The sequence below is a fragment of the Pacificimonas flava genome, from assembly GCF_000342165.1.
In the GTDB taxonomy this organism is placed as follows: domain Bacteria; phylum Pseudomonadota; class Alphaproteobacteria; order Sphingomonadales; family Sphingomonadaceae; genus Pacificimonas; species Pacificimonas flava.
The window spans coordinates 18,442-32,270 of the sequence record NZ_AMRV01000010.1; the positions used below are offsets into that span (position 1 = coordinate 18,442).

The following is a 13,829-nucleotide window of genomic DNA, read 5'->3' on the forward strand; positions in this document are numbered from 1 at the left end:
ACCGTTTCCGAGAGAGTTAAGCGTGGATCGGCTTGCCCTCAACCGCCATTGCGGCCTCTTTCAACGCTTCCGAATGGGTGGGGTGGGCGTGGCAGGTGAGTGCGATATCCTCGCTGGAGGCGCCGAACTCCATCGCCTGCGCAGCCTGTGCGATCATCGTGCCGGCCATGCTGCCGATCATGTGCACGCCGAGGACGCGATCGGTCTTCTTGTCGGCGAGCACCTTGACGAAGCCGTCCGTGTCGCGATTGGTTTTCGCGCGGCTGTTGGCGGCGAAGGGAAAGCTGCCGACGGCATAGTCGACGCCGTCCTTCTTCAGTTCTTCCTCGGTCTTGCCGACCGTCGCGACTTCCGGCTGGGTATAGACGACGGCCGGAATGACCGCATGGTTCACATAGCCTTCCTTGCCGGCGATCCAGTCGGCAACCGCAATACCCTCATCCTCCGCCTTGTGCGCGAGCATCGGGCCGGTGGTGACGTCGCCGATGACCCAGATGTGTCCTGCTTTCGTGCGGCCCTGATGATCACCCTCGATCTGGCCGCGCTCGTTCGTTTCGAGACCCGCTGCCTCCAGGTTCAGGCCCTCCGTATTCGCCTTGCGGCCGATGGATACGAGCACGGTATCGACTTTCAGGACGTCCTTGTCGCCGCCCTTTGCGGGTTCGACGGTGACCTCCGCGCCCTTGCCCTTGCGCTCCACCTTCGTCACCTTCGTGCCGGTTTTCAGCGTCAGGCCCTGTTTCTTCAGAATGCGCGTGAAGGCCTTTTGCACCTCGCCGTCGAGGGCAGGGACGATATTGTCGAAATATTCGACGACGGTGATCTTCGTGCCCAGGCGATTGTAGACGCTGCCGAGTTCCAGGCCGATATAGCCGCCGCCGATGACGACCATGCTCTTCGGCACGGACTTCAGGGAGAGGGCGCCCGTCGAGGAGACGATGACCTCCTCGTCGATATCCGCGCCCGGCAGCGGCATGACGGAGGAGCCGGTGGCGATGATGAAGCTGTCCGCGGTGTAGGTCTTGCCGTCCACCTCGACGCTGTTTGCGTCCTTGAAGCTGGCGCGGCCCTTCAGCCACTCAACCTTGTTCTTCTTGAACAGAAATTCGATGCCGCCGGTCAGTTCCGAAACGGCCTTTTCCTTTTCCGCCTTCATCGCGTCCCAGTCGAGTTCGACACCCTTGAAACCGACGCCGAATTTCGACAGCGCGCCCGATTCCGCCTCATGGTAGATTTCGCTGGCATGCAGCAGCGCCTTCGACGGGATGCAGCCGACGTTGAGGCAGGTGCCGCCCAGCGTGTCGCGGCTTTCCGCGCAGGCGACCTTCAGACCGTTTTGCGCGGCGCGGATGGCGGCAACATAGCCGCCGGGGCCGGCGCCTATGACGATAAGATCGAAGTCGGACATGGGCAGATTCTCCGGAAAGTCTGGTTTGCGCCGCGTCTAGCCCGCCCGCGCGGGAAAGATAAGGCGAAGAATGGCTGCCGCGGCAACCGGGACTTGTCATGACACTAGGGCGCGGGGCCTTTTCCGGCAATGGAAGGGCGGCTATGCGCTGACGCTATGGCAAAGCTCGCATTTCTCGGCCTCGGCGTCATGGGATATCCCATGGCCGGGCATCTCGTTTCCGCCGGCCATGAGGTCACCGTCTATAACCGAACCCCCGCAAAGGCGGAGGCCTGGGCGAAGGAGCATGGCGGCCAGACCGCCCCCACTCCCGCGCGGGCCGCGGTGGGCGCCGAGATCGTTTTCGCCTGTGTGGGCCGCGACGAGGATCTGCGTGAGGTGACACTGGGGAAGGATGGCTGCTTCGCGGCTATGCGTGAGGGGTCGCTGTTCGCGGACCACACGACCGTCAGCGCCGCGATCGCGCGGGAGCTGGACGAGGCCGCCCGCGCAGGGAAATTCGGCGCGCTCGACGCGCCCATTTCCGGCGGGCAGGCCGGGGCGGAAAGCGGGCAGTTGACCGTCATGGTGGGTGGGTCCGAGGAGGATTTTGCGCGCGCGGAGCCGGTCATGCAGGCCTATGCGAAGCGTGTCGGCCATATGGGCCCTGCGGGCAGCGGCCAGACGACGAAGATGGTCAACCAGATCTGCATCGCCGGCGTGCTGCAGGGCCTGTCGGAAGGGGTCAGCTTCGCGCAGGCCGCCGGCCTCGACACGGGCGCGGTTTTCGACGTGATCGGCAAGGGGGCGGCGCAGAGTTGGCAGATGGACAATCGCGCGGACACGATGGCGCAGGGGGAGTTTGATTTCGGCTTCGCCGTCGACTGGATGCGCAAGGATCTGGGGCTGGTGCTGGACGAGGCAGAGCGGCGCGGCGTGGCCCTGCCGCTGACGGCGCTCGTCGATCAATTCTACAAGGATGTGCAGGCCATGGGCGGCGGCCGACAGGATACGTCCTCGCTGATCCGGCGACTGACCGCATTCAAGGGGGAATGAGATGATGAAAACGGTTCTGTCGGCTGCGCTGATGAGCGCGGCGTTGGTCAGTGCGGGCACTGCCGATGCGCGCACCATCTTCACCGGCGCCAATGGCTATACGATTGACGAAAGCGGTCGCCTTCAGCGCTTCTCGACGTTGATCGTCGGCGACGACGGCCGCATCGAGGGAACGCGCAGCGGGAATGGCGACCTGCCGAAGGGGAATGTCGTCGATCTGAAGGGCAAGACCCTGCTTCCCGGTTTGATCGACGCGCACACGCACATCATGGGCCTGGGCGCGCAGATGCTGTCGCTCGACCTGACGGAGACGGAATCGCTGGAGGAGGCGGTATCGGCGATCGGAGCCTATGCCGAGGAAAATCCGGACCTCCAATGGATTACCGGCGGCGGCTGGAACCAGGTGATCTGGGGATTGGACCGCTTTCCGAACGCCGCAGACCTCGATCCAGTGGTGGCGGATCGTCCGGTCATGCTGTCGCGGGTCGACGGTCACGCGGCGTGGCTGAACAGCGCAGCGCTGAAGGCGGCGGGCATCACGGCGAAGACGGAGGATCCGGACGGCGGCCGTATCGAACGAGACGATGCCGGCAACCCGACGGGGTTGCTCGTCGATGCGGCCGTAGGGCTGGCGGACGCGAAGGTGCCCGCGCCGACGCAGGCACAGCTCGACGCGCAGTTGACGGCTGCACTTCGCGCGATGGCCGCCACGGGCATGACCGGCGCGGCCGATATGGGGACCACACCGGAAGCTTGGGCGACGTTCGAAAGTTTCGCGGAGGCGGGAAAACTGACCGCACGCATCGGCGCCTATGGCCGGCCCTATGCGTCCTTCACCGCTATTGCCGGACACGAACAGCCGGGCTGGCAATATGACGACCATCTTGCCCTTTCCGGGCTGAAGCTGGTCGTCGACGGCGCGCTCGGTTCGCGCGGGGCAGCCATGCTGGAGCCCTACAGCGATGCGCCGGAGGAAACTGGGCTGACGATCATCGACGGGGCCAAACTGCGCAATCAGATGGTGGGGGCGGCGAGCCAAGGTTATCAGATCGCCGTACATGCCATCGGCGACGCCGCCAACCGGGAGGCGCTGGATGCCTTTACAGACCTGTCGGATTATATGCCGGCGGGGCGGAACCGCGTCGAACATGCGCAGATCGTATCGAAGGACGACCTGCCGCGCTTTGCGGAACTGGGGTTGATCGCCTCCATCCAGCCGACCCATGCCACCAGCGACAAGGCAATGGCTGAGGACCGCATCGGGCCGCAGCGGATCGAGGGCGGCTATGCCTGGCACAGCATTGCCGAAACCGGGACCAGGCTGGCGCTCGGTTCGGACTTTCCCGTGGAGCCGGTCAATCCGTTTTACGGTCTCCACGCCGCCGTCACGCGGCAGGACCGGGAGGGTATGCCGCCCGGTGGCTGGTACCCGGAGGAGGCGCTGTCGCCTGCGCAGGCGCTTGCGGGATTCACCGCCGGCGCGGCCTATGCGATGAAGCTGGACCGTGCTGCCGGAACGCTGACGCCGGGCAAGTGGGCGGACTTCGTCATCGTCGACGGCGATCCCATAGAGGGGCCGCCGGGTGACATCTGGACGATCGAGGTGCTGGAAACCTGGGTCGGCGGCGAGCAGGTCTACGCCGCCGACTGACCGGCTAGTAGCGCAGGACCGAGACGATAGAACCGAAGTCGTCGCGCCATGCGCTGACGTTGTGACGTTCGAGGGGGCGCCAGCCCTGCGCTTCCGGCAAAGCCTCGATGCGCGATGCGTCCGGCGACATGGCGACCCAGATGGACCGCGTCGTCAGTCCGGCGCTTGGCCCCTCCTCGGACGGCCGGTCGTCCATGATGCGCGCCTGCCAGCCAAGCTCCTCGGTGATGGCGGACACGACCGGCTCCAGGTTCAGGAACCGATTGGAAATATGCACCATGAGCACGCCGTCTGTCGCGAGCCTCTGGCCATAAAGCTGAAAGGCCTCAATCGTCATCAGGTGCTGCGGAATCGCATCGGACGAGAAGGCATCGATGGCGAGGAGGTCGTATTTCGGCTTGTCCTTGCGCGCCAGGCTGAGCCGGGCGTCGCCAAGAACGATGCGAGCATCCGGGGTGCATGACGACAGGTAGGTGAAACGGCTCTCGTCGCGGGCGATCCGCACGATAGCGGGATCGATTTCGTAGAAGGTCCAGTCCTGTGCAGGCTTTGCGTAGCAGGAAAGCGATCCGACACCGAGGCCGACGACGCCGATCTTCGCGTCGGCCGCCGCCGCCGCGAATACGCGGCCGGCTCCACTGGTGTCCGAATAATAGCCGAGCGGCGTGCGGCGGTTCCCCGGCTCTAGGCTCTGCAGGCCGTGTAGCGTCGTGCCGTGTTCCAGGCGCCGCACCCCCTGATCCCGGTCAGTGGTCACGGTATAGATGCCGAAGAAGCTGCGCGTACGCTGACCGGTAGTGACACTTTGCACGACGGTCGTCCAGCCGCCCATCGACAGCAGAAGCGCGGTGAAGGCGAGCGCGAAGGGAAGGCGCATGCCGATCAGAATGACGGCCCCGATGCCGATGCCCACACGCAGCCATGTCGGCGTCCCTTCCGAAGAACCGAGCGCGACCGTGGACAGCGCCAGCAGGACAAGCGCGAGCGTCCAGGCTGCCTGCCGCCCGCGCGGGCCCTGCCACAGCGCCGCGAGCCATTTCAGAAGCGGCGTCGCCGGCAGCAGCGCCGCCGCGCCGATCAGCAGGATGGGATATTCGTATGTCCAGTCGAAGGCAGATGGAGCAACGACGGCGGGAAACAGCCCGCCGATCATGCCGCCGACGGAGATTGTCAGATAATATGCGGTAAGCTGCGCCGGTGGGGGGCGCGTCGCTGCCAGCTCTCCGTGCAGGGCAAGGGCAACGTAGAACAGCAGGATCAGCCCCGCCATCGCGAACAGCAGCGCCAGCACGCCGTCCGCCAGAAAGGCGTAGCTGCCGACACCCAGCAATAGGAGCGGTGCGATGAAGCGCGCCTGGCGCACGAAGATGGCGCCCCCCTCGGCATACGCGACGATATAGCTGAGTAGGTAGAGGCCGAGCGGTATGACCCAGAGAAGCGGAACGGCGACGATGTCCATGGTCAGGAACGTCGTCGTCGACAGCATCAGCCCCGATGGGATTGCCGCCAGCGCGCCCCAGTAGACATAGCGCCGACGCGGTATTGGCGCCCCGGCGGCGAGCGCGTCCCGCTTTTCCGGATGCACCCCGCGCGAAGCGAAGAAGGTGAGCGCGGCGAGAAGGAGGAACCCCGCCGACCAGCCGAAGCGCTGCACGTCGACGGGGAAATAGGGCTCGATCAACAGCGGATAGGCTGCAAGGGCAGCGAGGCTGCCGGCATTGGAGGCAGCATAGAGAAAATAGGGGTCTTGTCCGTGCGTGCGCTCGCCGGCTGCGAACCAGCTTTGCATCAGCGGCGCTTGCGCGGCGACGAGGAAAAAGACCGGTCCGATCGAAACCGTCAGCAGCGCCAGCAGCCAGAGCGTCGGCCCCACTGCCTCATAACCGCCAATGTCGCGCATGCCGATGGGAAGCGTCAGTGCGGCGGCGCCGAAGAGAGCGAAATGCACCCATGGCTGCCATTTCCCGCCGCGCCGGGTGAGGAGATGCGCATAGACATATCCGGCAAGTAGCGCAGCCTGATAGAACAGCATCGCCACCGTCCAAACGCCGGGTGCGCCGCCGAGCGCAGGAAGCGCGATACGGGCGAACATGGGCTGCACCAGGAACAGGAGGAACGAGCCGGTGAACACCGTCAGGACGAACAGTCCGCGTCCGGGCAGCGGCAATCCAGGCCGCTCGGGGCCGGTTTCAATAGTCATTGCTGATCCTGATTCCGATCGAATTGCCGCGGAAGGTGGAAACCCGTCCGAGAATTGAGAATACACGCGTCAGCGCATATTCGATTTGGGTGGCGGTGTTGCCCTCCGTGTCGGTCGCGACCTCCACATAGGTCCGCCGCCCGAGATATTCCCCGGCGGCAAAGCCCGCTCCCGATCCCTCGGGGCCGGACCCCCCGCCGATACGCAGTCGGTCGATGCCGATGGCGCTGCGAATATTGCCGATGGGGTCGAGCGCGCTGGATCCGCCCGACTGCAGCGCGGCCACGGCTCCTGCGAGTTGAACCGCTTCTGCGGGGTTCAGTTCTGCAAGCGATGCGCCGAACAGGACGCGTGAAAGGATTTCGTCCTGCGGAAGGCTGGGGATCGAAGCGAAGCGGATCTGCGGCTGGCTCGCCGTGCCGCGAATCTGGATGGTCGCGGTCAGGCCCTCCACCCGCGCTTCTGCATCGATATCGAGTGCAGGATCGGGCGGATAGCGTCCCTGAAACGCGATTTCGCCTCGGGTCAGCGCAAATCGGCGACCCGCAAAATCATAGTCGCCGCGCAGCAGGTTCGCCGTTCCCGTGACCTTCGGCTCGCTGACAGGCCCGCCCAAGTCGAAATCGACCGCCCATTCGCTGTCGAGGCCGGCGCCGCGGACCGTCACTCGGTTATTTCCGGCGGCCCTGACAGCGAGGGTCCAGTCCTCGGTCTGGGGTTGCGGCGGTTCCGCACGGGCAAACTCGCGGTTCACCTCCCTCACATTCAGGGCAGGGATCGCTGCGAGCTGCGCCTCGCCCGGCCGGTAACGCGCGCGGTCGACATTGAGGGCGCCCTCGATCCGGCCGCCGCGGTCCCGGCTGTTCGTGACGAGAAGGTCGCCCGTCACGCGCGCGGACAGCGTATCGATGTCGACGAGGTCGGTCTCTTCGGCCCTCAGGCTGATCTGCAGCGGAAATCCGCGCGTAAAGCTAAGGTCGATTGCGCCGGTTCCCGTGACCTTGCCGCCATTCTGGCTGCGTCCCGAGAAAGTCTGCAGCAGGAGACGCGATCCGGAAAAGCGCCCCTCGAGCGACAGGTCTTCCACGACCGTGCCGCTTGCAACGCTTTCAAAGCGCATTCTATCCGAAGTCACCGATCCCGACAGGTCGGGATCACCGATGAGGCCGCCAATGCGGATATCGGCAGCGATCGGTCCGTAGAGCGCCACCGATTCGATGCCGGTCAGCGGCCAGATGGCGCCGGCCGGCCCGGAAAAATCGAGGCGTCCACGGACACGCGCGCCGGCGAGCGCCGTCAGCGGTGCGGGCGCGTCGACGTCGATGCCGGTCATCGACGCGGCGAAGTTGCCGAGCTTCGTTTCGTTGTCGGCAAAGGCCGCACGCATTGCGGCGCGGCTGCCGGAGAGTTGCCCGATCAGCGCAATGTCGATCGGCTTTGCAAGGACACCGCTCGTTCGGGAGAAATCGTTCACGAACAGACGGGCTTCGGCAGCAGCGGCGCGTCCGGGGGCAGTACGGACGTAGGCGGCCTGGCCGCTGACCGTTCCGGAGAAGCTGAGGTCCGGCACGAATAACGACAGGGGCTCGAGGCCGGCCTCCTCGAACGAGAGGCGGATTGCCTGTTCACGTCCCAGCGCTCCCGATAGCGTCACCGAACCGCGCGGAAGGTCGAGCACCGTTTCCCGAAGCCGGTATGTACCCTCGTCCGCCAAAATGCGAGCGGGCTGCATAAGGCGAAAATCGTCACGGCCATATTGACCATTTGCGGCAAGCGTCAAGCCAGCGGGGTCAATGCCGAGATCCATCTCGGCGTTGAAGGGCTGTCCCCGCCGCCCGGTCAGTGCTGCGCTGACCTTTCCATCCTCACCGTTCAGGCGAAAGGTGCCGCGTGCGCGGGAAAGCGACAGACCGGCGAGGCGGACCCCCTGCAGATCATACTCGCCATTGGACCGGTTCCCCTCCGGCGCGATGCGAATGTCGGCCACCACCTTTCCGGAGCCGATATGAAGCTGCGGCTGGGCATCGATCATGCCTCGCCTCGCCAGAAGGTTGAGATCGATATTCTGCACGTCATCCTCGCCGGAGAAGCGGGCGGTGCCGTCGATCCCTTGTCCGGCAAGGCTCAGGGTGCCGTCCACCGGGACTCCCCCGCTCGGCTTCAGCACGCCGGCGGCCCGGATGCCGGCAAGATCGATGCGATCGAAACGATAACGGGTATCGTTCCCGGAGAGCACCGCTCCCTGTGTTTCGATCGGGCCGAGCGGCGTGTCTCCGGCGGCGGAAAATTCGTAGCCGCCATCGAAGGGCAGGAACGATCCGCGTATATTTCTGAGAGGCAGGCCGAGCCGGTATTCGTCCACCAGAATCTCGGCCGCCGGCTGGGCGATATCGCCGCTCAGTTCCGTCGCGACAGTTCCGAAGCGCCGCTGTGTGCCGGCGGCCGTAAAGGCGATTTGCTGACCCAGCCTGTAGGTGCCTTTGCCCGACAATGTCATATCCGGTCCGCGAACCGTTGCATCGGCAAAGCGTATGGTTCCGTCCGGCGTCCTGACGATCGAGGCCGTGCCGCTCGGCAACCCCCCAAACAGGAAGGACAGGAGCGGGTTGTCGAGTTGTGTCAGCTGCGCGCTGACGGGGCCGGTAATTCGCATTTTGCGCGGCTGTCCGGGTTCCGGGAACAGATGCAGGCGCGCCTTCGCCGCGACGACGGCGAAGCCCGGAAGCGGGTAGCGCGGCACATCAGTCGTCGCCCGAACGTCATAGCGCCCATCCCGAAGATCGAGCATGACCTCTGCGCGCGCCCGACCCTGCTCGGTCCGCATGTCCAGATCGTCCGTGGACAGCCTTAGTCCGTCCAGCTTGAGAATGGCGGAAAACTCTGCGCCGGTCGAAAGCTCTTCCACAAATTCGCCCGCCCCTGTCAGGCGGTTGAAGCGACCCTTCATGGAAAGGTCGCCGCCCCTGATGGCAGCGCCGAAGGCTCCGCTGGCGGCTGGGCGGACCAGCCTCTGATCGCCGAGCGATGCCCAGTCGGCTGCGAAACTATACTGGCCGTCGGGCGCCAGCGTGCTGCCGCTCAGGTCGGCGCTGAGGCGCATGTTCCGACCGCGCAGGGTGCTCAGCAAGGCAGAGGGATCGCTGAGCGTGATGAGGAGCTTCGTATTCTGTAGACGGCGCGCATCCTCAAGAAGAATGCCGCGGCCGTCGATGATGATGGCTTCGCTGGCTGCGCGGAATACGAACGGCATCCGTCCGCCGTTCGCGGTCAGGTCGCCGGTGATCCGAAGCCCGTTCGGGGCCAGCCGTCCAGGCACGCCGCCGACGAGCGGTGCCGGCGCCGCGCTGCCGTTGAGGTGGAAGTGGCCGCGGGTGGCCGTAATGCGGATGCTTGCGAGGCCCTGCCCCCCATCGGGCACGGCGGCAACAAGGTCGCCCTGCCAGCGCGACCATGTGCCCTCTCCCCCGATACGGGCGCGGACGGCGTTCGGTAGCCCGGCAAGGCCGGCGATCACGCCATCCGCCGGCGCTTCCACCCGAGCAGCCAGCGAAAACCGGTCGTCGTCGGGCTGCGCGTCGAGGTCAAGACGGACGAGATCGCCGCCGGTCGGGCTGCGCGCCGAAAGATGGACTTCGAGACGATTGGCCGCGCTTTCGGCTCGGCCGGAGAGCGAAAGGACGTGCGCTTGTCCTGCGACACCTCGGGCAAGTTCCAGCCGGCGAATATCCACTTCCGACAGATCGAGCCTTATGTCCGGCCATGCCGCGCCGGTGGCGTTCAACTCCGGCCGGCGCAGCACGGTCGCGCGGTCCGCAGCAAGACGGCTGATGGCGATCCGGCGTTCGGCAAGCAGCGGCCGTGGGCGCCAATCTATCGTCAGGTGCGGCGCGGTCAGGAACGCCCCCCGCCTATCGTAAAGGGTCAGCCCCTCGATCTCCATCTCTCCATAGATGGAGCCGGTGATCCGTTCGGCACGGACGCGCAGGCCGGACGCCGGCGCGATATTCGCAAGTTGCCGGACAAGCAGATCGCGCCCCGTCTGGGTATTCAGCAGCTGCGTGCCTGCGATCAGCAGCAGAAGCGGCAATCCGATAAGAAGGGCGCTCCATCGGACGATGCGTTGCAGGTGGCGTGTGATGCTCCGCATCAAAAGGCCTGCCCGATTGAAACGTAGACTGCGACGGTGGGATCGCCGGGACGGGGGTTGATGGGGGTGGCGATATCGGCGCGAATGGGCCCGAAACTCGTATAATAGCGAACACCGACACCCGCACCGTAGCGCAAATCGCGAAAGGACGGTGTCGTGGCGGTGTAGACCTGCCCCGCATCGAGAAAAACGGCCGCTCCCAAATCGCCGAAGCGATACCGGCCCTCGACACTGCCCTCGACCTTACTGCGGCCGCCACGTGGATCCCCATCATCATCGATGGGCCCGACATCCTGGAACCCGTAGCCGCGCACCGAACCGCCGCCGCCCGCGTAGAAACGGCGAGACGGAGCAATGTTCTCGCGCCCAGCGCCGATGATACTGCCGGCACTGCCGCGCAGGGCAATAATTCCCGTTCGGGCGGCATTCACCGGAATATAGGTCGAAGCCGCAACCTCCGCCCGGGTGTAGGCGAAGGCCCTACCGCGCATAGAGACTTCCGGACTGACGAACCCCGTCAGGCGAAAACTTTCGGTGGGGTCCAGGAGGTCGTCGGTTCCGTCATAGGTAAGCCGCGCGGGGAAGGCGCCGATGACATAATCGCGCAGCACCGGCTGATCGGCGGATCGGTCGCGTTCCTGGGTAAAGAGCAACTCGGGTCCGAATCTATAGGTCCAGCGCTTCTGCCAGATGATGTTGGTTTCGCGTTCCAGATAGGCGGAGACCGAAACGCCGCGATTGTAGAAGGCGTCCCGATCCTCGCGAAAGAAAGCGAGCCGGCCGCCGACCGCCTGATCGCGGCGGCGGAAATTAGAGCGGCGAAGCGCGGCGGAGGCAAGCACCTGCTGTTCGCCCGCGATCAGGGAGGCGGTGAAGGCGCCCTCCGGTGGGAACAGGTTTCGGTGTTGCCAGCTTCCCTCCACGCGAACGCCGTCGACGGTATCATAGGCAAGCTGTGCGGCGAGAGTGCGGGGCGGCGCGCGCTCGACCGTCATGACGAGATCGACGGACGCAGCGTTTCCGCCATCCGCCTCACCGGCCTCGGGCGAGGAGGGGGCGCTGCCAAGATCCGCGCCGGACGCCAATCCAGCCGGAGTGGGTTCGATGCTGATACTGCCGACGAGACCAGTCGCGATCAGGGCACGGCGCAGATCCTCCACATCCTCCGGATCGTAGCGATCACCAGGCGAAAAGCGCGCCAGACTGGCGATATGCTCCGCGTTGAAGGGTGCGTCCTCGTTTTCGACTATGATCCGCCCGAACGCTCCGCGCGGGCCGGGCGCGACGTCGACCACCAGTTGCGCTCTGGCGGTCTCATGATCCACCGTCACTTCGGCTTCCGGCACTTCGGCGAAGGCGAACCCGTTCGTTGCCAATGTGCCTGCATAGGCCGCAACGGCGGCCTGAACGGCCCTGGCATTTACCGGATCGCCGACCGCAACGCCGAGGTCGACAGGGCTGACCGAGGAGAAGCGGTAGATCGGCCCCGGATCGATATCGAACGACACGTCATAACCGCCGCCCGCGCGCGTGGTCAGTTGCGGATCGACCAGCGCGTCATAATAGCCCGCGGCGCGTAGAAGCTGTCCGATGACCTCGCTGTCGACCCGCACGCGTCTGTTCAGCTCGGCGAGCGACGGGGCAGAGCGCCCCGCGTCGCGCAGGAGGACGGAATACGCCGTGAAATCCCCGCTGAGGCCGATGCTATCCAGCGCGGAGGTGGAGACGGAATAGGCGATGTCGCCGCTGTCCGGTGACCGGGCGCCCGTGGCGGGATCGCTGCGCAGCAGCGCGTCGACCTCTGCCTCGCTCGGTATGCTGACTTCCGGCAGGTCCGGCGTCAGGGCCGTATCCTGCGTCGTCTGCGCGTGAAGGGGAAAGGCGCAGGAGCAAAGCAAGACGATAAGGGGCAGGGACCGGGCGCAGAACTGCATCGCGTTTCTTATCCCCGTCACCACTGCACAGAAGCTGAACTCGGCATGAGGCGCCGCCGTAACTTAGCGGCGCGCGCGTGTGAACAGTCGGGTGGGTCCGGACAGGTCGATCATCCGCTCGAAACCATAGCCGCACTTCTCCGCAACGCGGGCGCTCGCGCCATTTTCCCGGTCGATGAGGCAGCATGTCACGGGAGCGGAGAGATGGGCGTCGGCCCAGGACAGCATGGCCGCGAGCGCTTCCGTCGCGAAGCCCTGGCCCCAGGCATAGGGAGCGAAGGCCCAGCCGGCCTCCGGCGCGGTCAAAGGCGGGTCGGACGGGCGGTGGAAGTCGGCAAAACCCCCTTGACCGGCAAGGCGCCCCTCATGTTCGATCAGCCAGTAGCCATATCCGAGAATATGCCACATGCCGGCGCCGGCAAGCATGCGCATCCACACGTCCGCTGGCGGGCGTACCGCACCGCCGATGAACCGGACGGTTCGCTCATCGCCCCACATATCGGCAAGTGCCGGAAAATCGTCGCTCGTCGCGGGGCGCAGACGCAGGCGCGGCGTCTCGATCACCGGAATCTCGTTCACTTTGCTGATATGTCCCGTTCCCCCGCGGCCTTTGTTTTCGTCCCTACTGTGCGGTGTGCCTTCGTTTCCTTTTCCCGTGCCGGCGCGTCGGCCGCAGGCGGGACGAAGCCGGGCCGTTGGATTGCCGCCGTTGCCTGCCGCAGGCTTTCCGACCAATCGCGCGAGAGGTTCGTGAAATACTCGTCACCCTCTTCGATCGTATGTTCGACGGGCTGGGAGTCCGGTTCGTCGCGCAGCATGACAATGTCGATGGGAAGACCCACCGCAAGGTTCGACCGCATCGTGCTGTCGAAGCTGATCAGGCCGATCTTCACCGCTTCGTTCATGCGCGAATCATATTCCAGGGCGCGGTCGAGTATCGGCTTGCCATATTTGATCTCGCCGATCTGCAGGAACGGATTTTCCGGCCGGCATTCGATGGCGTTTCCGGCATCGTAGACGCGGAACAGCTTCAGCGGTTCGTCACCGACGCGGCCGCCGACCAGCATGGATGCACCGGACCGAATGCCGTCTTCGCGCAGGGCATCGCGGACCTCCGCGCGCGCTGCGTGGAGCGCGCGGCCGATCAGACGGGTCACGCGGAAGATGTTGGGCTGGTTGTCGATCGTCTCCAGCTTGGTTTCGTCGTCCCCCTCCAGCCCCTCATCCAGGCGCAGAAGCGCGCTCTGCGTCACGGACAGGCTGCCGGCCGTGCAGATCGCGACGAAGCGATCGTTGCGTTCGTAGATATGGAGCTTGCGATAGGAAGAGATATTGTCGACGCCCGCGTTCGTCCGGCTGTCGGCCATCATGACGAGACCGGCATCGATACGCATTCCCACGCAATAGGTCATGGGCTAGACCTTCCCTCCGGCCAGGCGGCGGGTATTGCCGCG

General features: G+C 65.3%; 8 protein-coding genes. 2 read left to right on the forward strand and 6 right to left on the reverse strand.

Annotation, left to right across the window (positions count from 1 at the left end; genetic code table 11):
- Positions 1-16: 16 nt before the first annotated feature.
- Positions 17-1,408 (reverse strand): dihydrolipoyl dehydrogenase, encoded by a 1,392-nt coding sequence (gene lpdA, locus C725_RS12315; protein WP_008603462.1) that lies wholly within the window; start codon positions 1,406-1,408, stop codon positions 17-19.
- Positions 1,409-1,564: 156 nt separating this feature from the next.
- Here lpdA and C725_RS12320 point away from each other — a divergent pair, with 156 nt between their 5' ends.
- A complete protein-coding gene (locus C725_RS12320; RefSeq protein WP_008603464.1) occupies positions 1,565-2,443 on the forward strand; it encodes an NAD(P)-dependent oxidoreductase in 879 nt (292 codons plus the stop codon).
- 1 nt (position 2,444) lies between these two features.
- Entirely contained in the window at positions 2,445-4,094 is a 1,650-nt protein-coding gene (locus C725_RS12325) for an amidohydrolase (RefSeq protein WP_008603465.1), read from the forward strand.
- Between the two features lie 4 nt (positions 4,095-4,098).
- Here C725_RS12325 and C725_RS12330 read toward each other — a convergent pair whose 3' ends face one another.
- From C725_RS12330 to C725_RS12350, 5 genes are all read right to left on the reverse strand, one after another.
- A complete protein-coding gene (locus C725_RS12330) occupies positions 4,099-6,294 on the reverse strand; it encodes a fused MFS/spermidine synthase (RefSeq protein WP_051051399.1) in 2,196 nt (731 codons plus the stop codon).
- On the reverse strand, positions 6,284-10,441 hold the full coding sequence (locus tag C725_RS12335; RefSeq protein ID WP_008603469.1) for a translocation/assembly module TamB domain-containing protein: 4,158 nt from the start codon (positions 10,439-10,441) through the stop codon (positions 6,284-6,286). The genes C725_RS12330 and C725_RS12335 overlap by 11 nt, the downstream gene beginning before the upstream one ends.
- A complete protein-coding gene (locus C725_RS12340) occupies positions 10,441-12,375 on the reverse strand; it encodes an autotransporter assembly complex protein TamA (RefSeq protein WP_008603470.1) in 1,935 nt (644 codons plus the stop codon). The genes C725_RS12335 and C725_RS12340 overlap by 1 nt, the downstream gene beginning before the upstream one ends.
- Before the next feature lie 63 nt (positions 12,376-12,438).
- On the reverse strand, positions 12,439-12,954 hold the full coding sequence (locus C725_RS12345) for a GNAT family N-acetyltransferase (RefSeq protein WP_008603471.1): 516 nt from the start codon (positions 12,952-12,954) through the stop codon (positions 12,439-12,441).
- A complete protein-coding gene (locus tag C725_RS12350; protein WP_008603472.1) occupies positions 12,951-13,787 on the reverse strand; it encodes a proteasome-type protease in 837 nt (278 codons plus the stop codon). Before C725_RS12350 ends, C725_RS12345 begins: the two co-directional genes overlap by 4 nt.
- Positions 13,788-13,829: the final 42 nt, after the last annotated feature.